General features: G+C 31.4%; 26 protein-coding genes. 8 read left to right on the forward strand and 18 right to left on the reverse strand.

Going from position 1 to position 25,063, the window contains the following annotated elements; genetic code table 11:
- Positions 1-62: 62 nt before the first annotated feature.
- Positions 63-1,295 (reverse strand): 3-phosphoshikimate 1-carboxyvinyltransferase, encoded by a 1,233-nt coding sequence (locus ACOSP6_RS16580; RefSeq protein ID WP_422095351.1) that lies wholly within the window; start codon positions 1,293-1,295, stop codon positions 63-65.
- A 41-nt stretch (positions 1,296-1,336) separates the two neighbouring features.
- On the opposite strand from ACOSP6_RS16580, the gene ACOSP6_RS16585 reads away from it, so the two are divergent.
- A complete protein-coding gene (locus ACOSP6_RS16585; protein ID WP_422095350.1) occupies positions 1,337-4,444 on the forward strand; it encodes a VPS10 domain-containing protein in 3,108 nt (1,035 codons plus the stop codon).
- A 37-nt stretch (positions 4,445-4,481) separates the two neighbouring features.
- On the opposite strand, the gene ACOSP6_RS16590 is transcribed toward ACOSP6_RS16585, so the two are convergent.
- The gene (locus ACOSP6_RS16590) at positions 4,482-4,772 is read right to left on the reverse strand and encodes a hypothetical protein (RefSeq protein WP_422095349.1); all 291 of its coding nucleotides are present in this window, start codon (positions 4,770-4,772) and stop codon (positions 4,482-4,484) included.
- A gap of 12 nt (positions 4,773-4,784) precedes the next feature.
- A complete protein-coding gene (locus ACOSP6_RS16595; protein ID WP_422095348.1) occupies positions 4,785-5,033 on the reverse strand; it encodes a hypothetical protein in 249 nt (82 codons plus the stop codon).
- 273 nt (positions 5,034-5,306) lie between these two features.
- Here ACOSP6_RS16595 and ACOSP6_RS16600 point away from each other — a divergent pair, with 273 nt between their 5' ends.
- Entirely contained in the window at positions 5,307-5,957 is a 651-nt protein-coding gene (locus ACOSP6_RS16600) for a hypothetical protein (RefSeq protein ID WP_422095347.1), read from the forward strand.
- 31 nt (positions 5,958-5,988) lie between these two features.
- On the opposite strand, the gene ACOSP6_RS16605 is transcribed toward ACOSP6_RS16600, so the two are convergent.
- Positions 5,989-6,315 (reverse strand): nucleotide pyrophosphohydrolase, encoded by a 327-nt coding sequence (locus ACOSP6_RS16605; RefSeq protein ID WP_422095346.1) that lies wholly within the window; start codon positions 6,313-6,315, stop codon positions 5,989-5,991.
- Positions 6,316-6,431: 116 nt separating this feature from the next.
- Here ACOSP6_RS16605 and ACOSP6_RS16610 point away from each other — a divergent pair, with 116 nt between their 5' ends.
- Positions 6,432-6,656 (forward strand): hypothetical protein, encoded by a 225-nt coding sequence (locus ACOSP6_RS16610; RefSeq protein ID WP_422095345.1) that lies wholly within the window; start codon positions 6,432-6,434, stop codon positions 6,654-6,656.
- A 38-nt stretch (positions 6,657-6,694) separates the two neighbouring features.
- Here ACOSP6_RS16610 and ACOSP6_RS16615 read toward each other — a convergent pair whose 3' ends face one another.
- Both ACOSP6_RS16615 and ACOSP6_RS16620 read right to left on the reverse strand, forming a co-directional pair.
- Complete coding sequence (locus ACOSP6_RS16615) at positions 6,695-8,080, reverse strand: glycosyl hydrolase family 8 (protein WP_422095344.1); 1,386 nt, start codon at positions 8,078-8,080, stop codon at positions 6,695-6,697.
- A gap of 81 nt (positions 8,081-8,161) precedes the next feature.
- The gene (locus ACOSP6_RS16620) at positions 8,162-9,397 is read right to left on the reverse strand and encodes an MDR family MFS transporter (RefSeq protein ID WP_422095343.1); all 1,236 of its coding nucleotides are present in this window, start codon (positions 9,395-9,397) and stop codon (positions 8,162-8,164) included.
- A gap of 328 nt (positions 9,398-9,725) precedes the next feature.
- Between ACOSP6_RS16620 and ACOSP6_RS16625 the strand changes: the two genes are divergently transcribed.
- Complete coding sequence (locus ACOSP6_RS16625) at positions 9,726-10,334, forward strand: DUF1684 domain-containing protein (protein WP_422095342.1); 609 nt, start codon at positions 9,726-9,728, stop codon at positions 10,332-10,334.
- Between the two features lie 39 nt (positions 10,335-10,373).
- Here the strand turns inward: ACOSP6_RS16625 and ACOSP6_RS16630 are convergent, their stop codons facing one another.
- The 5 genes from ACOSP6_RS16630 to ACOSP6_RS16650 form a co-directional block, all read right to left on the reverse strand.
- Entirely contained in the window at positions 10,374-11,075 is a 702-nt protein-coding gene (locus ACOSP6_RS16630) for a crotonase/enoyl-CoA hydratase family protein (RefSeq protein WP_422095341.1), read from the reverse strand.
- A gap of 7 nt (positions 11,076-11,082) precedes the next feature.
- Positions 11,083-11,448 carry a fluoride efflux transporter CrcB gene (gene crcB, locus ACOSP6_RS16635; RefSeq protein WP_422095340.1) on the reverse strand — a complete coding sequence of 122 codons (366 nt, stop codon included), beginning with the start codon at positions 11,446-11,448 and terminating at the stop codon, positions 11,083-11,085.
- A 65-nt stretch (positions 11,449-11,513) separates the two neighbouring features.
- Entirely contained in the window at positions 11,514-12,530 is a 1,017-nt protein-coding gene (locus ACOSP6_RS16640) for a GyrI-like domain-containing protein (RefSeq protein WP_422095339.1), read from the reverse strand.
- Between the two features lie 169 nt (positions 12,531-12,699).
- A complete protein-coding gene (locus tag ACOSP6_RS16645) occupies positions 12,700-13,680 on the reverse strand; it encodes a DoxX family protein (RefSeq protein WP_422095338.1) in 981 nt (326 codons plus the stop codon).
- A gap of 14 nt (positions 13,681-13,694) precedes the next feature.
- The gene (locus ACOSP6_RS16650) at positions 13,695-14,234 is read right to left on the reverse strand and encodes a DUF1599 domain-containing protein (RefSeq protein ID WP_422095337.1); all 540 of its coding nucleotides are present in this window, start codon (positions 14,232-14,234) and stop codon (positions 13,695-13,697) included.
- A gap of 100 nt (positions 14,235-14,334) precedes the next feature.
- On the opposite strand from ACOSP6_RS16650, the gene folP reads away from it, so the two are divergent.
- From folP to cdaA, 3 genes are all read left to right on the forward strand, one after another.
- On the forward strand, positions 14,335-15,156 hold the full coding sequence (gene folP, locus ACOSP6_RS16655; RefSeq protein ID WP_422095336.1) for a dihydropteroate synthase: 822 nt from the start codon (positions 14,335-14,337) through the stop codon (positions 15,154-15,156).
- 238 nt (positions 15,157-15,394) lie between these two features.
- Complete coding sequence (locus tag ACOSP6_RS16660; protein ID WP_422095335.1) at positions 15,395-16,003, forward strand: ExbD/TolR family protein; 609 nt, start codon at positions 15,395-15,397, stop codon at positions 16,001-16,003.
- A 35-nt stretch (positions 16,004-16,038) separates the two neighbouring features.
- A complete protein-coding gene (cdaA, locus tag ACOSP6_RS16665; RefSeq protein WP_422095334.1) occupies positions 16,039-16,818 on the forward strand; it encodes a diadenylate cyclase CdaA in 780 nt (259 codons plus the stop codon).
- A gap of 417 nt (positions 16,819-17,235) precedes the next feature.
- On the opposite strand, the gene ACOSP6_RS16670 is transcribed toward cdaA, so the two are convergent.
- The 3 genes from ACOSP6_RS16670 to truA form a co-directional block, all read right to left on the reverse strand.
- Positions 17,236-17,667, reverse strand: coding sequence for a hypothetical protein (locus ACOSP6_RS16670; protein WP_422095333.1), 432 nt, complete (start codon positions 17,665-17,667; stop codon positions 17,236-17,238).
- Positions 17,668-17,746: 79 nt separating this feature from the next.
- On the reverse strand, positions 17,747-19,477 hold the full coding sequence (locus ACOSP6_RS16675; RefSeq protein ID WP_422095597.1) for an ABC transporter ATP-binding protein: 1,731 nt from the start codon (positions 19,475-19,477) through the stop codon (positions 17,747-17,749).
- A 36-nt stretch (positions 19,478-19,513) separates the two neighbouring features.
- The gene (truA, locus tag ACOSP6_RS16680; RefSeq protein WP_422095332.1) at positions 19,514-20,248 is read right to left on the reverse strand and encodes a tRNA pseudouridine(38-40) synthase TruA; all 735 of its coding nucleotides are present in this window, start codon (positions 20,246-20,248) and stop codon (positions 19,514-19,516) included.
- Between the two features lie 118 nt (positions 20,249-20,366).
- Between truA and ACOSP6_RS16685 the strand changes: the two genes are divergently transcribed.
- Positions 20,367-20,870, forward strand: a complete 504-nt coding sequence (locus ACOSP6_RS16685; RefSeq protein WP_422095331.1) for a metallophosphoesterase family protein — start codon at positions 20,367-20,369, stop codon at positions 20,868-20,870.
- On the opposite strand, the gene ACOSP6_RS16690 is transcribed toward ACOSP6_RS16685, so the two are convergent.
- From ACOSP6_RS16690 to ACOSP6_RS16705, 4 genes are all read right to left on the reverse strand, one after another.
- Complete coding sequence (locus tag ACOSP6_RS16690) at positions 20,851-22,677, reverse strand: tetratricopeptide repeat-containing sensor histidine kinase (RefSeq protein WP_422095330.1); 1,827 nt, start codon at positions 22,675-22,677, stop codon at positions 20,851-20,853. The genes ACOSP6_RS16685 and ACOSP6_RS16690 overlap by 20 nt on opposite strands.
- Before the next feature lie 13 nt (positions 22,678-22,690).
- Positions 22,691-23,386, reverse strand: a complete 696-nt coding sequence (locus ACOSP6_RS16695; protein WP_422095329.1) for a hypothetical protein — start codon at positions 23,384-23,386, stop codon at positions 22,691-22,693.
- 206 nt (positions 23,387-23,592) lie between these two features.
- Positions 23,593-24,252 carry a response regulator gene (locus tag ACOSP6_RS16700; protein ID WP_422095328.1) on the reverse strand — a complete coding sequence of 220 codons (660 nt, stop codon included), beginning with the start codon at positions 24,250-24,252 and terminating at the stop codon, positions 23,593-23,595.
- Positions 24,253-24,481: 229 nt separating this feature from the next.
- Positions 24,482-24,913, reverse strand: coding sequence for a DUF4293 domain-containing protein (locus tag ACOSP6_RS16705; RefSeq protein ID WP_422095327.1), 432 nt, complete (start codon positions 24,911-24,913; stop codon positions 24,482-24,484).
- Between the last annotated feature and the right edge of the window lie 150 nt (positions 24,914-25,063).

Below are 25,063 nucleotides of genomic sequence, written 5' to 3' on the forward strand. Positions count from 1 at the left end.
AATATTTATTAGTGGCCGCAAATATACGATTTGGAAACAGGCCTTGTCAAGCGTTTGATGTATTATTTTAGAACTTCCTGAGGAATTCCAATATTCTCAAAGTCTTCCCAAAAGTTTCGATACGACTTCGTTACTACTTTAGCATCATTAATTTTTATTGGGACTTTTAAAGCTAATGGAGTAAATGCCATTGCCATTCTGTGATCGTTATACGTTTCGATAGCTACATTCTCATTAATTTCGGATGAAGACTCTAACATCAATTCTTCATTGGTAACTTTAATCTTTCCTCCTAACTTAGTTATTTCCTCTCTCAATGCTTCCAACCTATCAGTTTCTTTAATTTTCAGCGTATGTAAACCTTCTAATTTACAAGGAACACCTAACGCAAAACATGTAACAGCAATAGTTTGAGCAATATCTGGCGCTTTCACTAAGTCTAATTCTAATAAAGAAGTGCCAGTTTCCTTTTCTTTTTTCAGGAGGATTGTGTACTCCTCAAAAGTGGTGGTAACACCAAAATGTTTATAAATTTCAGCCAAGCAACTATCTCCTTGTAAACTTTCTTTTTTGTATGATGATAGTGAAATTTCTGTACCAATTTCACTTAACGCAACCAGAGAATAAAAGTAAGATGCAGAACTCCAATCAGCCTCAACAACCACTTTCTTTGCTTCAATGCTTTCTAACGGGTTTACCTTAATCAAATTCCCTTCAAATGAATTTTTTATTCCTAATTGACTGAGTAAACTCAACGTCATTTTTATGTATGGAATCGATGTGATTTCACCTAATAATTCAATCTCTAAACCATTTGGTAAACTTGATGCAATTAATAATAGAGCCGAAATATATTGACTGCTCACATTTCCTTGTATTGCAACTTTACTCTTCTCAAGTTTTTTACCATTAATCTTTAGTGGTGGATATCCTTCTTTTTCTAAATAGGTAATATCTCCACCTAAATCTTTTAGCGCATCAACTAAAATTTTAATCGGACGATTATGCATTCTTTCCGATCCTTGTAAAATTTTTGTAGTTCCTTCTTGAGACGCAAAAAAAGCAGTTAAAAACCGCATTGCCGTTCCTGCATGACCAATGTCTGCGACTTCTCCTTCTCCTTTTAAGGCATGTTGCATGTGAACAGCATCATCTGAATTAGATAAATTTTCGATTACTAGTTCAGGATATAATTGTTGTAAAATTAATAGTCTGTTTGACTCACTTTTTGAACCAGAAACAACAATACTATCTTTAAATAATTGATTTTTAGGAATCTTTAACAATAAGTCCATTAACAAAATTTTATATTTAGCATCTTAATCAACTAAATCAAATGAAAAAACTACTTTTTATAGGAGTATGTTTCCTCCTATTCTTAAATTTCAAAGTTAACGCTCAAAAAAACAATAGCAAATTTTCTGAAGAATATTTTAACGCAATCGAATGGAGAAACATTGGTCCATTTCGTGGTGGAAGGAGTTGTGCTGTAACAGGAGTTTCCAAAAAACCAAATTTATTCTACATGGGAACAACCGGAGGTGGAATTTGGAAAACAATTGACGCCGGTAATACTTGGCAAAATATTTCTGATGGATTTTTCGGAGGATCTGTAGGATCGATAGCTGTTAGCGAATGGGACAACAACATTATTTATGTTGGAATGGGAGAAAAAACAGTTCGTGGAAACGTTTCTTCTGGAGATGGGGTTTGGAAATCAGAAAATGCGGGAAAAACATGGACACATATGGGATTACCAAATTCTAGACATATTCCAAGAGTAAGAATTCACCCTAAAAATCCTGATATTGCGTTTGCAGCTGTTTTAGGAGATTTATATAAATCTACTGAAGAAAGAGGTGTTTATAAAACAATTGATGGTGGTAAAACATGGAAAAGAGTTTTATTCAGTAATGCAGATGCTGGTGCTATTGATTTAATTATCGATCCTAATAATCCAAGAGTTTTATACGCTTCAACTTGGAATGTTAGAAGAACTCCGTATAGTTTATCAAGTGGTGGTGAAGGTTCTGCTATTTGGAAAAGTACTGATGAAGGTGAGACTTGGACAAATATTTCTGAAAATGACGGATTACCAAAAGGCATTTGGGGAATTTCAGGTTTAACGGTTTCTCCAGTAAACTCAGAAATAGTATATGCTTTAATAGAAAATGAAAAAGGTGGAGTTTATAAATCTACGGATGCAGGAAAAACATGGAAATTGATTAATAGTGAACGTAAATTACGTCAAAGAGCTTGGTACTACACTCGTATTTATGCAGATACTCAAGATGAAAATATTGTTTATGTGATGAATGTTCGTTACCATAAATCTACTGATGGAGGAAAAACATATAAAACTTATAATGCTCCGCATGGAGATCATCATGATTTATGGATTGCTCCTGAAGACAATCAAAGAATGATAATTGCTGATGATGGTGGAGGACAAATTTCTTTTGATGCTGGAGAAAACTGGTCAACGTATTTGAATCAACCAACTTCCCAATTTTACCGTGTAACAACCGATAATCATTTTCCTTATAGAATTTATGCGGCTCAACAGGATAATTCAACGATTAGAATTTCACATAGAACAGATGGAAGATTTATTACCAGTCAAGATTGGGAAAGTACAGCAGGAGGAGAAAGTGCGCATATTGCAGTAGATCCTTTAAATAATGATATTGCCTACGGAGGTAGTTATGGAGGATTGCTAACCCGTGTTAATCATAAAACAGGATCGGTAAGAGCTATTAACGTTTGGCCAGATGATCCAATGGGACATGGAGCTGAAGATTTTAAATATCGTTTCCAGTGGAATTTTCCAGTGTTATTTTCACCGAATAATCCTAAAAAATTATATGCAACTTCTAATCATGTTCATGCCACTACAAACGAAGGGCAATCTTGGGAAATTATTAGTCCAGATTTAACTAGAAATGATCCGAAAACATTAGGACCTTCAGGTGGACCAATCACAAAAGATAATACTGGAGTTGAATATTACGGAACAATTTTCGCAATAGCAGAAGTTCCTAATGAGGATGGTGTAATTTATACAGGATCTGATGATGGTTTGGTGCATATCACTAGAGATGGCGGTAAAAACTGGACAAACATTACTCCTAAAAAAATGCCTGAATGGATGATGATTAATTGTATTGAAATTGATCCTTTCACAAAAGGAGGAGCTTACATTGTTGGAACGAAATATAAAACGGGAGATTATCAGCCATACATTTATAAAACTGAAGATTACGGTGCTTCTTGGAAAAAAATTACAAATGGTATCGGAAATGAAGATTTTACCAGAGCTTTAAGAGCGGATCCAAAAAGAAAAGGATTGTTATATGCTGGAACAGAAAGAGGAATGTACGTTTCTTTCAATGATGGAAAAGAGTGGCAGAAATTCCAATTGAATTTACCCATTGTTCCTGTTACTGATTTAGCAGTAAAAGAAAATAACTTAATTGCGGCTACTCAAGGTAGATCATTATGGATTATTGATGATTTAACTCCGCTTCATCAATTAAATACATCTATCACTGATAAAGACTTTTTTATGTTCAAACCAAAAGAAAGTTATAGAATGGGTGGTGGAAATGGAGCAACATCAAAAAGAAACGGAACGAATTATTATGGTGGTGTTCCAATCAATTACTTTGTAAAAAACTATTCAGAAAAAGACACTATTTCGCTTTCATTCTTTGATAGTGCTAAAAACAAAATTCAAGTTTTCAGTACACATCCAAACAAGAAGGATAAAGAGAAAAAACTTAAAGTTAAACAAGGAAATAATGTTTTCCACTGGGACATGATGTATTCTGGAGCTGAACGTGTAAAAGGAATGATTTTATGGTGGGCTTCATTAAACGGACCAATGGCTTTACCAGGAAACTATAGTGTTGCGTTTGAAGTAAATGGAAAGTCAACATCTCAAAACTTCAGTATTAAAAACAAACCGAATTCAGAATCTTCAGAAGCTGATTTAAAAGCTCAGTTTGATTTTATAAACAGCATCAATGCAAAGATGACTGAAATTCATAAAGCATTGAAGAATGTTAAGAAAGTTAGAGTACAAATCACAACACTAAAGAAATCTATTCAAGATAAAAAGAAGCATAAAGAGTTAATTGATTTTGCTGATAAACTACTTAAAGATATGACTGTTATTGAAAACAATTTATATCAAACAAAAAGTAAGAGTAATCAGGATCCGTTAAACTTCCCGATCAAATTAAACAATAAGTTAGGACACTTGAATTCATTAACAAGAATCGGCGATTTCAAACCAACAGATCAGGCAATTGCATTTAAAAATGAAATCACGAAAGATATTGATATTGAATTGAATAAACTATATCAAATATTTAATTCGGAAGTAAAACAATTAAATCAAAAGGTAAAAGATAGTCAGATTGACTTTATTCAATTGGATTAACAATCATAAAAAAAGCGAGTTTTTCAACTCGCTTTTTTTATGCATCAAATTCAACATAATGAATTAGTTTTTTGCATTTATCTTCTAATCGTTCACTACTATTTAAATCATTAATAAACTCCTTAATCAAAAACACTTCCATGAAATAGTCAAAGCCTGGGCATTTTCTCTCAGTCACTTCAAAAGTTTTCCATTCTAATTCTTCATCTTCTAAACTTAAAACCTTAGTCTCTGAATTAATTGAAAACTGATTTTCAATTTTCTTTACATACAAAAAGGCTTCATTATTAATATTATCTATATTAGATATTACATCAATTAATTTCATAACATAAAGGAGTTATTTCATCTTTTTATTAGTAATGTACATTCCGTACATGATACTTATTACAATTTTTCCTAAAAAAAATCGTACCCACTTCTTATTTGTAAAATGTACTTCTGCAACCTTTTCAAAATTTCCTGAGAAAATATCACTCGCACTATTAAATAATAGTGAGAAAATTACAACTATGATGAAAAATGGAATTCCTACTTTAAACGTATTTATCCAGAATAGTCTTTTACCAATGTTATTATGCAATGCCATAAATCAAATTACAATTAGTCATCAACAAAGGTAAAGATTTGCGTAATCTAATTCTTTCACTATTTTTAATTTTTCAAAAAATCATCTATGAAAACTCAAAACTTTACTAGAAATTTAAAAATTATTTCAATTTTTTCTTTGATATTATCCTTAAAAGATCTTTTCAATTATGGTCTATCGATATTTTTTGAATTTAATTTTTTATGGATTCTTTCTGTCTCTTTAATCCTAATTTATAGTATAACACTGGAAAAACAATTATCTCAGGGCGTCTTGAGTTCTAAATTAAGAAACCTTGAATTCGCAACCTATATTGGACTTATTTATTTACTTTGGTCGAGTATTCGTTCTGTAATTGCAATACCTTTTATTCTTAACTTTAGAGAAAGATCTGTAGGAAATTTTGATATGACTACTAGTTTAGTACATCAATTACTATTCTTATTATGGTTTATAATCAAGATTGGATTAATATTTTACTTAATAAAATCTTATAAATTAAGAAAATTAAAACTTGGCACTTACGACAAACTTAAAAACAAACAAGCAAGCTTTGATTATGATAAAAAGCCTGAACAAAAACAATACTTCACTGAAAGAGAACGTCTTGAGTTATGTAAAGCATGTAATTTACGTGCCTTTGACAATAACATTGGAATCGTTTGTAGCTTAACTTATAAGAAGCCGGAGTTCGAAACTACTTGTGAAAAATTTGATGCTGATGAAAAAGAACTAAATAGACTTCAAGAAGTTTATAGTAAAAAGAAAAAAGGGTTTTTTAACAGCTGGAAATCTGCAATATTCATGTCTATTTTAGGGTTTGCAAGAGCTGGGATTAAAGGATTTGAAGATCCTTTAGGAATTGTATTTTTAATACTAGGAATAGGATGGTTAGTTATTGCATTTTTTAATAAGGATGATTAACGTTAAATCATCCTTACTAAAACTGGCTGTGTTACTTTAATTTTTCATTATTATGATGACGATCGTGATCTCTTTTGGTTTTATAATCAAGCTTTTTATCAAAAGCTTCTTGTAAGTTTACACCCGTTTGATTTGCTAAACATAAAACTACAAATACAACATCTGCTAATTCTTCACCTAAATCTTTTTGTTTGTCACTTTCCTTTTCACTTTGCTCTCCATATCTTCTGGCAATAATTCTAGCTACCTCGCCTACTTCTTCGGTTAGCTGAGCCATATTCGTTAATTCATTAAAATAACGAACTCCGTGATTTTTAATCCAATCGTCTACTTGTTTTTGAGCGTCTTGTATGTTCATAATTTTCTCTGTAAGTTTCAGATTCAAAAATAACAAGAATTATAAGAACTATTATGATAGTAACAATGACCATGAAATTGGAACGGAATAATAGGAATATTAAAATTTACTGTAATATGAAAAAATCAATTTTAGAATTAGGAACTGTTCTTAATAAGTCTCAACAAATAAAAATTTCTGGAGGACTTAATCTTTCGACTGGAGGAGTTGTTTGTGTTACTTGCGGAAATGGATATCAAAAATGTTGTACTGGAGGTAAATCTCCAAGTGTAAACTGCGCAACTAAATCGGGAAGTTGTGTAAAAACACAAATTCCGTCTGGTGGAGATAACATGATGTAATTAAGAATATTATTAAAACTCAAAAAGTGAACTAAAGTTCACTTTTTGATAAAACGAAGTTTTACATTTTTACCTCGAATAAAATAAGTGCCCACGGCTAACTTTGAAATATCTACAGCATAATTGTCAATACTTTTTACTTTACAAGTCAATACTTGTTTTCCATTTAAAGTGAAAATTTTCAAAGAAGTTCCTACTTCAAAATTCTTCAGGTATAACTTATTTGATGTAGGATTTGGATATAAAAAATGATTATTACTCGCGTAATCAATTTCATCATTTCCTAAGACATTATTCACCGGATTAAAGAAATTTCCTGATAGTGTAAACATATAAATCACTCTTAATGTAGTAGCAAAATACTGAGTAGAAGTCAAATTTTTTGTTGTTGTATATGCACTATTTACAACATTCTGATCATTTGAAATCAACGTTGAAGAAGCAAAGGAACCCGTATAAACAGGATCTTGAAAATTATGAATACTTGTTCCATCTTGATTGTAACCAGCTTTAATATTACTTAAACCTCCTTCTCTATTTAAAAAACTCACACACTTATTTAAATAATCTGAAGCTTCACTCTCTCCATACCACAAATAATCCGTTGCTATTCTCCAAGGTGTTCTTGCCGCATCGTAATAAAATGACTTCCCTGAATTATATGCCCATGACACAATATCAGAATAAGATCCATCAGCCTTACACCAATCGGAAACTAAGCAGTCCACAGCATTATTAACCGATAAGTTTGCGTTTAAAATTTGATAGGTTTTACTGGTTACATTATTCCAGAAAGCGACATCGTTTGTAAACTCTCCGTAGACTCTAAAATATCCTGGAGCAAAATAAGATGGATTCGTATTATTTGATCCTCCCCAAGCATCTCCCGGTTTTAACACAAAAGTTCCAGCTTCAATTTCGTGCTGCTTCATTATTGCAATTAAATCTTTTGCATCTTGGTGATAATTAATACTCCCTGAATTTCCAAAACGATTTCCAGCAACAATTAAAGCTATTGCTGCATCTAATTCCGCATCTGTTGCTCCGTTTTGACCATTGACAGTATCACATCCTTCAATTTTCCAGTTCATTACACCATTGCTATTCTCATGGCTTTGGTAGTAATTCCATAAACCGTCAAATAATTCTTGATCATTCGCATAGGCTGAAAGTAACATTCCGTATGCAATTCCTTCAGAAACTGTAAAGTTAGGATCATCAAACTTTACTCTTGCTCGACCATTAGAACAATTTGTATCTACAAAAGCATTTTTCCATTGAATGTAAGCAGTTTGTAAGTCAGATTCTACAATATTAGTTGGCATTGTACCGAATGAATAATTTGCGTTAACAAATTCGATATTAGCATTTTGAGCCACAGAAAACAATGTACTCAAACAAAAAACAAGGATCAGTTTTTTCATTTTATTTGGGGATTTGGTTAATACATAGAATAACTAAAAATTCATGTAAAAATTATAATCCCCAAATACTATTACTTACTATTATTTGTCAAATTGTAATACTTTTTTAGCATCTATCTCTTTTGCTTTGGTTTTTGCTTTTAAAATCAATAAAAACACTCCACTCAATAGTGACAAACCAAAAATGATATACCAAGTATTATCAAACCCAACTTTTTCTATTAGATGCATTCCTGAAAAGTGACCGAACACATGTGCTATTGAAAAAGAAATTGCATACCATGACATATACTGGCCTTGATTTCCTTTTTTTGCTCTTTCCATTGCAAACGCATTTGAGAAAGGAAACATTATCATTTCTCCGATTGTCATAAAGAACATACCTACTAATAAAATTCCAACCCAACCTGTCATATTCAATACTATAAAACTCATTGTTACGAGAATACCTCCAATAAGCATTAATGTAATTTTGGTTTGTTTTGAATCTTCTAACCATTTTACCAATGGCATTTCTAATAAGAAGATAATAAATCCATTAGCTCCTAAAAGTAATCCAATTTCAAATTCTGATAAATAATGAACCTCTTTGTAATACAAAGGAATAGTTGAGAAATATTGTAGAAATACAACTCCAAATAAAGCCATTGCTACAAGAAATATCCAGTAAGGTTTATCATCATAAACTGAAACAGGGTTTTCAACTTTAATCTCATCCAAGATTCTTGCTTTTTTAGGATTCAACACATTAATTAATAACACAGTTGCCAAAGCACACGTAATTCCATCAACCCAAAACAATCCGTGATATCCTAAGGTTGTGATGATTAACCCTCCAACTGCTGGACCTGCAGAAAAACCTAAATTTATCGCTAAACGAATTAATGTAACAGAACGAGTTTTATTCTCTGGTTTACTATACGAGCTTAATGCAACAAACATTGCAGGTCGAAATGTATCTGCAACCATCATTAAAAAGAAGATAGAAGCACAGAATCCGTTCAGTGATTTTACAAATTGAAGTAACACAAATAAAACTCCGGTTAAGAACAAACTCCATTGCATTACTTTATAATACCCAATTCTATCGGTTAAATAACCTCCAAGTCTAGAACCCGCAACTGATCCTAATCCGAAGAACACCATAATTAAACCTACGTCCGAAAGGGTAAACCCCAAACTTTGTGTTAGGTATAATGATAAAAATGGAATTACCATTGTTCCGGCTCGATTGATTAATGTAATCAATGACAACCACCAAACTTCTCTAGAGAGTCCGCCGAAGGTTGCTGCATAATTTTTAAATAACTTTTTCATACTAGTTTGATTTAGTTGTTTATAGAAAATAAAAAAGTCCGACTATAAAGTCGGACTTAGCAATTGTATATTTTTATATCAATATAACATTTACACATAAAAAGCCCGAACTGAAGGTGGTCTTACCACCGACTTCCATTGCTTATATGTACAAATGTTTTTCATGTTTTCTTAAAATTCTTCCACAAACATAGATAAAAAATCAATTAGTTGTATGTTAATTTGATGTTGTTTTTCAATATTTTACAAAAATAGGTGGTGAAAATTTCATTTATCATTTGAAATCATAGTAGTTTTGTAACCATTCATAATTTTAAAAAGTATTCCTATGAAAAGATTTATTATCGCTCTTTTAGTTACTCAATTTTGTTTGTCGTGTTCTGCCCAAGATAAGAGAAAACCTGTTGGAGAATCAGACTTTCAAAAAGAAATGAATGCTAAATTTAAAGACGCATCTACTTCTCCTTTAACGCAATCAGGATTAAAAAAATTTAAAGGATTAGATTTTTTTCCTGTAAATGAAAAATTTAAAGTAATTGCTAAATTGACCAAGACATCTGAAGTTAAAATTTTCAACTTCCCAACAACTACGAAAAGGATAGCTCGATATCAAAAATATGGTGTAATTACATTTACTATTGATAATAAAGAATTTGAACTAGATATTTATAAAAATCCAGATCCAATGCCAGAATATCAGGATTATTTGTTTTTGCCCTTCTTTGATAAAACCAACGGTAAAACATCCTATCGTGGAGGGCGTTTTGTTGATATTACAACCAAGGACGAACAAGGAGATGGAACTATTGTAGTAGATTTTAATAAGGCTTACAACCCTTATTGCGCTTATAGTGACCGATATTCTTGTCCGATTACCCCTAGAGATAATTCTCTAGATATTGAAATTAAAGCCGGGGTAATGGCTTATAAAAAATAAAAACACAAAAAAACCGCTTTAAAAGCGGTTTTTTTATTCTTATGAATTAAAAGATAATTCCTGCTCACTATCTTCTTTTATAGCTTGCTCTAATCTTTGTAATAGTTCTTTTCGAACTTTGAGCTTAGTATTTTTATGTGCATTTTTATTCAGTTTTCCGAATAGCTGTGCAACCTTTGTAGCTGTTCCTATCAAGTGTCTTTCTGGAACTACTTTATCTAAAAAACCTGCAGTAATAGCTTCCTCTGGATTGTACATTTCTGCGTTACTTACGCTTCTTTCGAAATAGACTGGTGTTAATTTTCCTTTTGCTATTTCAATTCCAGCATTGTGCATCGTCATACCAATCATCACTTCGTTTAAGCCAATTTTAAACTCTCCTTCAGTACCAATTCTATAATCCGCAGACAATAATAAAAAAGCTCCTTTTGCAACAGCATGACCATTACACGCCATAATTACTGGAGTTGGAAACGACAATAATCTGTGAGATAATTTAGAACCTCTTGTTACTAATTCTTTAGCGGCATCAGGAGATTTTGTCATTACTTTCAAATCATATCCCCCTGATAGAATTCCGTTTTGACCAGTAATAATAACTACTCTCTCTTCTTTTTCCGCAGCATCTAAACAAGCGTTGAATTCATCTATAACTTCATGAGAAATTGCATTTACTTTACCATTAGCAATTTTAATAATTGCATAATTTTCATCAGTAGTTAATTGTACTAATTTGTCCATATTATATTTATTTAACTAAAAAGATTCCTAAAAAAACTGCTAATATTCCAAGAGCAAAACTCGCTATTGCATAGAATGCGAAGGAGAAAAAATCGCCCGACTTTAAAAAAACATGATTTTCATATGCAAAAGTGGAAAATGTGGTGAAACCTCCACAGAAACCAGTTGCTAGTAACAATGTTTGATTTTGTGTTAAGGTATTGTTTTTTGCAGCCATTCCAAGAATAAATCCAATTAAAAGACTTCCTAAAATATTGGCTAAAAAAGTACCATATGGAATACCTGAATCACTATTATTAAATAGTTTCCCTAAAAGAAATCTCAAAACACTTCCAAATCCTCCTCCGACAAATACTAATAACAGTTGTTTCATATTGGCACTAAAATAATAAAACCTCACTTTTGAGTGAGGTTTTCAACTAGTATATTTTAAAAAATTTATTCTACTGGATAAAAGATATCTGTTTGAATTTCCTCTGGTTTCACTTTCGCAGGGTCATTTACATATAATTCATAAAGCGGAAATTGACTTTTCATGTTGGCCGCCTCTAAATACTTTGCAATTGCAGTATGTGCTTCGTAATCACCATCTCCGTAATTTCCAAGCTTTGAAATTTTAGCATATTTACCTCCTTTTATCTCTACCTTTTCCATTCCTTCTGCTAAAGGCATTTCTTTATTTAAAAATATTCCTATGTGAAACTCTGTTTCTCCTGTTTTTTCATCCCATTTATGGTACAACGCAGCAGGTACAAAATCACCTTCTACTAAACCAGAATTAGCAGCATGCATACCAGCTTTAGGCAACGATTCTGTAAACGCTTTCATCATTGCCTCTTGCTCTATTTTCATTTTGTAAGGATATCCAACAAATACTTTAGCTTCGGTATCTACAACACTTACTTTACTTAAAGTGTACTTATTTGGAATATTTTTTACTAGATTATCTAAATTATCTAATCCATTTGCCAACATTGGACCTAACATTCCATCCCATCCTCCAGATATTGCAGCGAAAATTTTAAATGAGAAAGGAGCATTATCATCTCTCATATTCCAAGTTACTTTTGTTCCTTCTGCTGTATCTTCAAATTCCCAAAAAATTTCACTTGGTTCATAATCTCCGAAAGTAATTTCTTGCAAAATGGATTTATTCATTTCAACAGCCACAGTTTTCATTGCTCCTGGACCATCTTTACTTGTCCAACTATCACTTGCACCAACACCTACCGTTTTATCTCCGTAGGTTACTACGATTGTTGAATCTTCGTCGTGCCAAGGACCCCATTCTTCCCATGTTTTTAAATCGTTTACGGTATTGAATATTTTTGAGATTGGCTGATTAATTATTTTCGTTCTAGCTACATTGTATTCTGAGGGTTGAAAAGCTGAATAAATTAATACCAGCACAATAAGCGCTAGCAAAAATAGCAGCGTGTACTTTAAGACTTTCATAGTTAAGTTACATTAGTTATTAGAATTTAAATATAATAATTTAATCCAGAGTAAAAACAAAAACAACTGGACTATAATACATTACAAGTCTTAAGATGTGTTTGTTTTAAACAAAAAAAGACGAAAAACTTAATAAGTCTTTCGTCTTTAATATAAAGCTAGTCGCCTTTTATAATTTTACATCGTCAGTATCTGTCCAACTCCATTTTCCAACAATAATACCTTTTTTAACTAATATAATTCCAGGATTTGCTCTAATAGCTGTTTTAATAGCTGTACCATCACAAGTTCCAAAAATATATGGTAAGTTATATTTAGCCTTAAATTTTCCTAATTCCTCTTCATCATACATCATTCCATCAGAGGATAACACATAAATTTCATATCCTTTAGTCTTCGCTGCAGCTGCAACTTTTGAAACTTCATTAAGCCCTTCTTTATCTGCTTTATCTACAGTGTTAATCATTAACAACATTGCTTTGTCTTTAGCTAACATTTCTTCTAACAGATCTCCTTCATCTGTGCTAATTTCGAAGTCGTGAATTGGAGGAACCTCTCCATCTCCTTTATACTTCATTCCTTCGGCAATGTCTGTACCTACAGAGTAAGCTCTAAAATCGATAATTGGAAGATGATTCAATACATAAAAAGTAATTAGTAACGACACTGCAATTGACGCATAGGTAGTTATTGATGCTATTTTTATTGAAGGAATTGCTTTAATGTATTTTAAACCAGCAATCAAAATTCCAATTAAGCCTATAAAAATCACATTTTTGTAGAATGTTTGTTTTGGTGTGATTTTAATTGCGTCTCCAAAACATCCACAATCTGTAACTTTATTATATGTATATGAGTACCAAGTTAAAAATAAAAATATCAGCGTAATTGCAAATAAACTCCAAACTGTAAACTTGGGTTTATAACCAACTAACAACATAATACCTAACACTGTTTCAGCCACCACGAGCATAATCGCAAAAAACAAAGCCATTGGTGTTAAGAATTCTAAATCTAAAACGGCTTCACTGAAGTATTCTTCTAGTTTAAACATGGTTCCCATTGGGTCAACCAATTTTACAAAACCAGAATAAATGAACAATAGTCCTACTAAAACTCTTGAAACGTGTGTAAGTATTTTTAATAACATATTGATAGGGATTTTTAAGCTTCATTTAAGTGAATCATTGCAAATATCGCATAGTTAATCATGTCTTGATAATTTGCATCAATTCCTTCCGAAACCAAGGTTTTACCTTTATTATTTTCTATTTGTTTAACTCTTAATAATTTTTGAAGAATTAAATCTGTCAAAGAAGAAACTCTCATATCTCTCCAAGCTTCTCCGTAATCATGATTTTTATTCTCCATTAAACTCTTAGTAGTTTTCACGTACTTATCGTACAAAACAGTTGCTTCTTCAGTAGATAAATCAGGCTGTTCAACATAACCCAAATCTAACTGAATTAACGCCATGATAGAATAATTGATTATTCCAATAAACTCAGACTTTTCGCCTTCATCAACTTTTCTAACTTCATTCTCTTGTAATTGGCGAATTCTTTGTGCCTTTATAAATATTTGATCTGTAAGTGATGGTAAGCGCAAAATTCTCCAAGCACTTCCATAGTCAGACATTTTTTTTATAAATAAACTACGACATTCATTTACTACTGCGTCGTATTGTTCTGAGGTGTTTTGCATTTTATGTATTCAGAAAAAACTATGTAAAAATAGCAAATCAAATAGCTTTTCAGTTATTTTTACACAGAAATTTACACCTACAACCTACAAAAAGGTATCAATGACAGTTAATTGTAAAGGAACTTTAATCGATTTATCAACTCCCAAAGTAATGGGAATTTTAAATATTACTCCCGATTCTTTTTACGATGGCGGAAAGTATAAAAACCAAAAAGATGTCTTGATTCAAGTTGAAAGTATGTTGAAAGAAGGAGCAACTTTTATTGACATCGGAGCCTATTCTTCTAGACCAGGTGCTGCTCATATTCCTGAGAATGAGGAATTAAAAAGAATTGTTCCAATCGTAGAATTACTCACTCGTAATTTTCCTGAAATAATTATTTCTATTGATACTTTTAGAAGCAAGGTTGCTGAGGAAACTATTAATGCTGGCGCAGCACTTATCAATGATATTTCTGGAGGAAACATGGACAAAAACATGTTTTCGACGGTAGCAAAACTGCAAGTACCATACATTTTAATGCATATGCAAGGTACACCTCAAAATATGCAACAAAATCCTACTTACAAGAATATTACGACTGATTTGATTTCTTTCTTTGCTAAAAAGATATTTGAATTGCGTCAACTCAAACTAAATGATGTTATTATCGACGTTGGTTTTGGTTTTGGAAAAACCATTGAACATAATTACCAACTCTTAAAAGAGTTATCATTGTTTCAAAACTTAGACGTTCCTATTTTAACTGGTGTTTCAAGAAAATCGATGCTTTATAAACTTTTAGAAATCACTCCTCAAGAAGCTTTAAATGCAACTACTATCGCTAACACTATTGCTTTACAAAACGGAACCAATATTTTAAGAGTTCATGATGTAAAAGAAGCAGTTGAGACAGTTAAAATTTCTGAAATGATTCAATAAATAATTCTATTTTATATTTACTTCTTCTCACTCTTTATTTTAAATAATATAGAAAAAATACTCCTCACTATACTACGGTATTGTTTTTGATGATTAATTTTTACTACCAAAAATTGCTTGTTCCAAACTTTTCACAATGAGCTAGATTCAGGGTAAATCCTGAATTTAATTCAGAATCAATACGACATCCTGAAACAAATTCAGGATAAACTAATTATTCACTTAAACATTTTTTATTATGAAAAGAAAATCAATTTCAGAAATTAATGCTGGTTCTATGGCAGACATCGCATTTTTATTACTCATCTTTTTTTTGGTGACTACAACATTGGATGTAGATGAAGGTATTTTTAGTAAAATTTCTCAAGACACTCCTATCACTCAGGATATTCACAAAAGAAATGTATTAGAAATTTCTATTAACCGGAATAACCAAATTTTAATAGAAAACTCGGAAGTTACAGTAGCCGAAATATCAAAACTGGCTCAGGATTTTATTGACAATGGAGCTGGAAAAGATGTAAAAGGAAACACTTGTAATTGGTGTAATGGGCAGAAACTCTCAACATCCTCTGACCATCCTTCAAAAGCAATTATTACCATTGAAACGGACAGAGAAACAAGCTACGAAACCTATGTTACTGTTTTAGACAAAGTTCATCTAGCTTATAATACACTAAGAAATCAATTAGCCTCTAAAATGTATGGTAAAAGTTATGCTCAATTAGAGACAGATTATAAGAAAACTCATAGTCAATCGACATTTGATAAAATTGAATTTATAAAAAGTAAATATCCTTTATTGATTGGTAATATCGAGTTAGAAGGTACTATGGCAAACAAGTAAATTATTAGTACATTTACGCAAACCTACATCAATACATGTTAGATTTTATAGATTTCTCTTTTCTTGATATATTAGATATTATACTGGTAGCTGTATTATTATACTATATCTACAAATTAGTTAAAGGTACTGTAGCTATTAATATTGTGATTGGTATTGCTTTGATATTTCTTATTTGGAAAGTTACTCAGGCATTACATATGGAAATGCTAAGCGGTATTTTAGGCTACTTATTATCTGGTGGAGTTATTGCTTTGATTATTGTTTTTCAACAGGAAATCAGAAAGTTTCTTTTAATGATTGGAACAACCAACTTCTCTTCAAAAAGAGGTTTTTTAAATCAATTGAAGTTTTTAAAATCAGAAATTAATTCTGAAACTGATATTGATACAATTATAAAATCGTGTGTTAATCTATCGAAATCTAAGACAGGAGCACTTATTGTTATTGAACGAACAAATAAGCTGGATTTTCTAGTAAATACAGGAGATCCTATGAATGCTCTTGTTAATGATGCGATTATTCAAAGTATCTTTTATAAGAATAGTCCTTTGCATGATGGTGCAACAATTATAAGGGATAATTTTATTGTCGCCACTCGTGTAATATTACCTGTTTCTGATAATCCAAGAATTCCATCGAGATTTGGCTTAAGACATAGGGCCGCGATAGGAATCACTGAAAAAACAGATGCAGTATGTATTTTGGTATCGGAAGAAACTGGTGATATTTCTTACATAAAAGATGGAGAGTTTGTCCTGTTTAAAAATCACGAACAACTTATAGATAAGATCAAAAAAGACGTATCTAATTAATAATTTACATGGAATTAAAAACCTAGATTAAAAGCTATTTAATCTAGGTTCTTCAGGGGGGATTATTATAGGTAGATAGTTAACAAAGTACTACGCTACAAATTTCTTATTACAAAGATTGTATTAGTTTTTATATCTGGAATAGAATGTATTTTACTGAAGTTTGGGGACTTTTTATAAAAAAATACAGTTCTAGTATTCAATTAAAACCTACAAGAGGTTTTTTACACGGTTTAGTTTGACTATTATAAATATACAAATAAAACCTTAATAATAAAACAGTTACACTAAAATAACATGTTTTATTAACCTATGTTAATATTGATCAAGTTTTACATAATTATTTCAAGACTAACGATACTAAAAAAGCTCGCATAATGCGAGCTTTTCTTCTTAAGTAAACTAAGTTTACCTTAATTATTTTGCAGGAGCCATTTTAGCCATAATTGCGTTTAAAGCACTGTTAAACTTTTTAGTAGCTTCTTCATCCAAACCAGCAACGATTTCTTTCGATTTTTCAGCTAACTCAGTTCCTGTTTTAGCTAAGTCAACATTTTTTACAACATCTCCTCCAGCTTCAATATATTTTTTAGCATAATCAGCATACGATTTTAAATGCTCAGTTACTTTTGGGTCTTCAAATTCTGGAATAGTAACACCTTCAAGCGCAGTTTCAATAGTTTTAACTGCTTCTTCTGTTTTTTCAACAACAGTTTTAGTTACTTCTTCTGTTTTTTCAACAACAGTTTCAGTAGTTTCTTTTGCCTTTTCTTCTACTTCCTTTGCGTTTTTACATGCAGTAGCCATTAATGCACCTACTACAAATAGAGATAAAATTACTTTTTTCATGGTTTATGTATTTTAAGTTTTTGTGATTGAGTAACAAATGTAGCATTTTGCTCAAACTAAACAAATAAAACAGAGGTATTTATATAACCTCTGCACTAAATTGTTTTTCATAAAGATTTCGGTAATATCCTTCTTTCTTCAACAGCTGTTTATGGCTTCCTTGCTCCACTATATTACCTTTATCCATAACCAAGATTTTATCCGCTTTTTTTATTGTTGCCAGTCGATGTGCGATGACAATCGACGTTCGGTTTTTAGTAATCTTATCTGTAGCATATTGAATCATTTGCTCAGACTCTGTATCTACAGATGAAGTAGCTTCATCTAAAATTAAAATACTCGGACTACTTACATAAGCTCTTAAAAACGCAATTAATTGACGCTGACCAGAAGAAAGCATTGAACCTCTTTCTTTTACATTGTAATTGTAACCGTTTGGTAAACTTTCTATAAAATCATGAATACCAATTTGTTTTGCCGCTTCTTTAACTTCTTCTAATGAAATATTCTTGTCTCTCAAAGTAATATTATTCAAGATGGTATCTGAAAATAAAAAAACATCTTGTAGCACTACTGCTACTTGATTTCTTAACGAACGAATATCATAATCTTCAACTGGAACATCATCAACAGTAATTTCGCCACTATCTAATTCATAAAAACGACTAATTAAATTGATAATAGTTGATTTTCCTGCTCCTGTAGATCCAACAATAGCTATAGTCTCTCCTTTATTAACATTAAAGTTGATTCCTTTTAAGATTTCCTCTCCTTTAACATAACTAAAATGCACATCTTTAAAAGCAATATCTCCTTTTAAATCACTCGCGTCTTTTTGCCCAGTTTTATCAATAGAACTTTCTGTATCAATTACCTTAAAAACACGCTCTCCTGAAACAATTCCCATCTGTAATTGATTAAATTTATCAGCAATTTGGCGTAATGGTCTAAATAACATTTGTGCCATTTGAATAAAACTAATAATCGCTCCAACAGTAATTAATTTATTTCCTAAGACTTGTAAACCACCATACCAAACAATTAAACCAATAGCAATTGAGGATAAGATTTCTGCAATTGGAAAGAAAATTGAATAATACCAAACTGTTTTAATATGAGCTTCCTTGTGTTTATTATTTATTTCTTTAAAATTCTCGTATTCAATTTTTTCTCTGTTAAAAAGCTGAACAATTTTCATTCCTGTTACACGCTCTTGAACAAATCCATTCAAATTAGCAACTTGATTCCTTACATCTTGAAATGTTTTCTTAATAGCTATTTGAAACAATTTTGTCGCATAAATTAAAATTGGAAGTACAGCCAAAGCAATGATGGCCAATTTCCAATTTATCACAAACATTACCACAACAGCAGCTAGCATTTTTAAAATGTCACTTACTATCATGAAAACTCCTTGAGAAAAGAAATTTGCTATGGTTTCAATATCAGAAACAACTCTAGTTACCAATTTTCCTACAGAGTTATTATCAAAATAGGTCATTTTAAACTGAAGGACATTTTTAAAAATTTTTGCTCGTATATCTTTAATAATGTTTTGTCCAACCCAGTTTGCGTAATAAATAAACGAAAACTGCAATAATACCTGAGCTAATAATACCACGACCATTGCAATGGTAAAATACAGAAGTCGGGTTACATCTTTTGTAACTGTAAAATCATCGATTGCTTTATACAGAATTACTGGACTTGCGATTGAGAAGCCTGCTAGTAGAATAGTAGATAATGCCGCAATCCAGAACTGTGTACGATATCTTTTTGCAAAACTCATTAGTCTTACAAAAATTTCCATGTCAAACGCGTTTCCTTTTTTAGTATTACTCACTGTTTAAATATAATCGTATTCAACTTTTGTTAAAAATAAGCCTTTTGCTGGAACTGAAACACCTGCTTTGCTTCTATTTTTACTTTCTATAATTGTTTTAAAATCTTCAACAGATTTTTTACCCAAACCGATATCTAATAGCGTTCCAACAATTGCACGAACCATATTGCGCAAAAACCGATTTGCCGAAATAAAGAAAGTGAGTTGATCTCCTTCCAATTTCCACTCAGCATTTGTTACAGTACAATTAAAAGTATAAACGTCAGTTTTCACCTTAGAAAAACATTCGAAATCCTCATAATCATGCAATAATTTAGCCGCAGCATTCATCGCTTTGATATCAATATTCTTATAATTAAGCTGCCAGGAAGTATCTAATAAAAATGGATTTCTTCCCAACCATATTTTATATTCATAGCTTCTGCTGACGGCATCAAATCTAGCATGTGCATCATCTGCTACTTTTACTGTTCTGTAAATTACAATATCGTCTGGTAAAATAGCATTTAACTTGTAGGTAAAATTATCATCAAGCTCTTTATCAATATCAAAATGAGCATACATTTGCGATGCATGAACTCCAGCGTCTGTTCTTCCTGCACCAACAATGGCTATTTCTTCTCTTAAAATTGTACTTAATGCCGACGTAATTTTTTCTTGAACCGATATTACATTAGGCTGAACTTGCCAGCCATAGTAGTTTTTACCATTGTAAGAAAGTTCTATAAAATACCTCAAGAAGTTGCTTTTTTTAAAAAGCTAAACTACGGATTTTATTTGGTTAAGAGTTTTGTTGCTTTCTTAAAAAAACTTTAATAGTTCGACTTAAAAAGAAGATTCTCCGTAATTTCGTTTTGTGAAAAAAATCTTACTCTTATCAGACACCCACAGTTATATTGACGATCAAATTTTAAAGTTTGTAAAACAAGCTGATGAAGTTTGGCATGCTGGCGATATTGGCGATTTAAAAGTAACAGATACCATCAAGGCTTTAAAACCTTTACGTGGTGTTTATGGAAACATTGATGATGCTGAAGCTCGTTCTGAATTTCCTTTAGACAATAGATTTGAACTTGAAAATGTTCCTGTTTGGATTACTCACATTGGTGGATATCCTGGAAAGTATAATCAACGTGTAAGAGAAGAGATTAAAAAGAATCCTCCCCAGCTTTTTATCTGTGGACATTCACATATTTTAAAAGTGCAGTTTGATAAAAGTTTAAATCTACTTCATATAAATCCGGGTGCAGCTGGTAAACATGGATTTCATAAAATACGTACTATGGTTCGATTTGAACTGGATAAAGGAGAAATAAAAAATATGGAGGTGATTGAGTTGGCTAAGCGGAGTACACTCTAGAATTTCCTCTAACTACTGGAATATTAATAATTGCTTTGGTTCCCATACCTTTTGAAGATTCAATTAAAAAACTTCCATTCATCATGTGAATACGAGCTTTTATTTGGTTGATTCCGACACCTTTTTCTTCTTCTGATTTATTTCTAAACCCAACTCCATCATCTTTGACAATAATATTTAAACTATCATCTTCTTCTTCCATGATGATGTAAGCATTTTTAGCCTGACTATGTTTTAAAATATTATTGATGAGCTCTTGAATAATATTAAATATTTTGATTTCATAGTCTTGTGAATAACGATATACATTATGAATAGCGGTATTTATTCTTATACTCGAATTGGAGAATTTTTTGGCAACATCTTTTACAGCATACTCCAAACCAAATTTTAGAAGAACTGAAGACATTAAGTTGTGCGATAAATCTCTAATTTTTTGTGAAGCCTCTGCAATAATTTCTTGTGTTTTTGCCAACTCGATAGGCACGGCAGTGTCTTTAAATTGTTTTTGACTCGCTTGTAAATGCATATTTGCAGATGACAGTAAAGCACTTACATTGTCGTGTAAAATTTCAGCAATTTGCTTACGCTCCGTTTCTTTTCCGTCAATAGTTGCATTTAAAATCTTTACCTGACTTTGCGACTTTAAACGCTCTAAGTCACGTTGTTGTTCTAGCTCGCTCTGAGATAACTTTAGGCTTAAACTACGTTGCCTTAGTTTATATAAATTGGCTAAATACAACAACAACAGAGAAACAACAATACCCGCAACTCCAATGATCCATGTTTTACGCTCTTGCTGCTCTGTTTTTAATTGCTCTTCCTGTCTTGCTGATTTAACATCATGAACAGCCTGAATTTCAGCATATTTCATTTGATTACCTATCTCTTTCAAACTATCTCTAATACCATAAGAATCTGTTGCATATTTGTACGCTTTGTAATCTTTGAGGTTGTATAACGCCCATGCCAGGTTATCAAATATCATTTCTTTGTGTGCAGTGGCCGTTAATGTTTTTTTGTTTCCTATGTAAGTTAGTGCCTCTTCATAATACTTCTTAGATTTTAAAAACTCTTCTTTAATTACATACAAAGAAGCCAAATTATTTAATGCTAAAGCAACATGAACGTCATTATTAATTGTTTTATTAAAGTTAACTGCTTTTGAAAACATATTTTCAGCTTTATCTAAATTGTTCTCCATATAGTAGGCTTTTCCTAGATTTATGAAGGCCACTCCTTTTGATTTCTCAACCTCACTATTAAGGCTTTGGATATTAAGTAATTTATTTAATTGAATTTTTACACTATCCGTCTGATTCCTGTATAAGTATATTGAAGACATTGAAAGATAGGCTTGAGCCAAATAAACATCATAGTTATCTATAGATGAATTAAATTCATTGTTTTTAAGATTTAGCTCTTTTGATAACTGTACTGCTTTTTTTAAAAAATCTATTCCTCTAGTATTATTAATATTAAACTTGCTTGAAATATCTAAATGGTAAACTTGAGTTCTATCACCTATCCTTTCCAAAACCATTCCTGCGAGTAAATTTACTTTAAGCTCTAAAGATTTATCTTCAAAATGTCTTTCAGCAAGTGGTAATATTTTCCTCAATACTCTATCAAATTTTCCCTCATCAAAATAAATCTTGGCAAGTTCGTAATCTTTCTGATTCTTAATCATTTCTGTATTTACCTGATTCGAAGACTGATAATCTATAATAACACGAAAAGCCGAGTTGAAACACTCAGCTTTAGTTTGTATTAAAACAAAAAAAAATATTAATATTTTTTTTCTCAAAATTATTTAAATTTTATTCTACACCAGAACCTCCTTGACCAAATCTTGGTACTCTTGTCATTGCATATTCTTCCAATTCGGTGGTGCTCTTAGCCTGTGAATTAATTAATATGTAATTTACAAAATCTATTCGTAATGGCAAGTTAGGAGATTTATTATACAATTTAGTAAAATCTCTTCCGTTGGAAGGACCATCCTTTAAATGAACTTCATAAATATTTTCATCTGCATTATATTCAAAAGATACAGAAACACCATCTCTAACATTGAAATCCAATACATATTGATCTCCTCCTAAATATTCAACACTGTAAGTTTCAAGAAAGTCAGGACTTATTTGGCCTTTTGCCAACGTAATATTCTCGTCTTCAACCCAAATAGTACTCTTTTGAACGTTATTCTCATATACGTCGATATCTATTCTATTATTATCTAAGGTTAACGTACTTGCTTCAGCTTTGCTTCTTTTATTGTTATCGCCTTGGTAAGCGTAAATTTTATTGGTTCTTGTAGCTTCGTCTTTATAAGTCTCTGTGTAGGCTCCTTCAACTAAATTAACATCGATAGCATATCTACCGTTCGCATCTTTACTTAATTTGTATGATTTTAATAACGCTTGGTCATTGTTTTCAGGCATATTTTCTTCTGTTGAACATGCTGAAATTAGGATAGACAGGATCATTAAAAAAGGTAAGTAACTTCTTTTCATGGTAACTAAAAACTTTAAGTGGATTAATAAACTCTTATAATTATAAAATTAAAGGGTAGATTAATTGGGAGACTAATAATTTAGGGTTGGTTAGTTGATTTTCATTTAGATTAAATGTAGAAGGCTTGACAATTGCTATAATATAGTTCGGGGGGGGAACATATATAAGGACGGGGAACCTCTATATAAAATTGAAGGGAGGTTAATTAAACTATATTATTTTTAACAGCGTATATTGCCAAACCTACTACATTTTTTACTTTTAATTTCTTATATAAATTTCTTCTGTGTGTTTCTATTGTTTTAACAGTTATATTTAATTTATCTGCTATCTCAGCAGTACTTAACTCTTGCGTAATTAATTTGAGAACTTCTACTTCTCTTTCGGTTAGTGGTTCATCTGAAACACTACTCTTAATTGCTTCGTCAGTTTTAGATTCGTTAATGTACAAATCGAACAAACTATCTTTTATTTCATCACTATAATACTGCTCTCCCCTGTGTACCGCCTTGATCGCTTGTATTATGTGTTCACTTGCCGATCCTTTTTCTATAAAACCATTAGCACCTAGTGCAATCATTTCTTGAACAATCTTCGGATCGCTTAACCCTGAGAGAATAATAGTTTTCTGTTGAAAGCTTCTATTTCTAAATGTTTTTAAAACTCCGATACCATCTAACTTTGGCATATTTATGTCGAGAATTAAAACATCTGCTTTATTATTCTTAAACCATTCAACAACATCTTTTCCTGTTAATGAATAGCCCTCAACTTGAATACTATCATCTGTATTTATCAATGCCGAAACTCCTTCTATTACAACTTCATGATCGTCGGCTATATGAACTCTGATTTTATCTCTCATTGTTACACTTACAAATTTATAACGTTAATACATTCCCACCAAATTACAAACACCCTGAAAACCTACTCAGGGTTTACCTTGAACGACTAAGGGAAAACCCTTAGATGAGCATTCAGGCATGCTACTTAGTCGACCTTACTAAACAACTCAAAAATAGTTATTTATAGTATAAAAAAAACCGAGAATTTTTCTCGGTTTTTGTCGCACTAAATATACTAAGATGTTAGGTTTATCGTAATCTATCAACTGATTTTACGAGATCTTCGTCCTTTTTAATGGCTTTGTTTGCTAAAACGAGCAATACAATAATAATAACAGGCAAGAACATCCCAATACCTTTCTCAGAAACCGCAGTTTCTCCAGATAACGTTAGTGATAAATATACCAACACTCCTAATAAAAAAAGATTTGTCAAAATATTTAAGCGCCCTAATACAAACTGTAACTTTCTATTCTTAAACAGAAAGATCGTAATGAATGCTAAAAGAGCGGAAAGGAAAAATAATACTGGTACTATTTTTTCTAAAATTGATTCAGCAGCAAAAAGATCTAATGAAAATACTTTTGCTTTAGGTGTACTCCATAAATCGAGAACAAAAGTCAATCCTCCGGAAAGTATTCCGACTATTAATAAGTATATTGATTGAATTCTTTGAATCATCCTATATGAGTTAGGGCAACAAATGTACATTTTCTTTTTATAATAAGAAACTTTGCATATTAAAATATTTGGCTATATTTGTTGCGACGGATACCTCACAAAAGTTTATTAGATATTACTTAATGATAGTAAGCGTCTTACTAAAAAAGA

The organism is Tenacibaculum sp. MEBiC06402 (genome assembly GCF_049239625.1).
GTDB lineage: Bacteria > Bacteroidota > Bacteroidia > Flavobacteriales > Flavobacteriaceae > Polaribacter.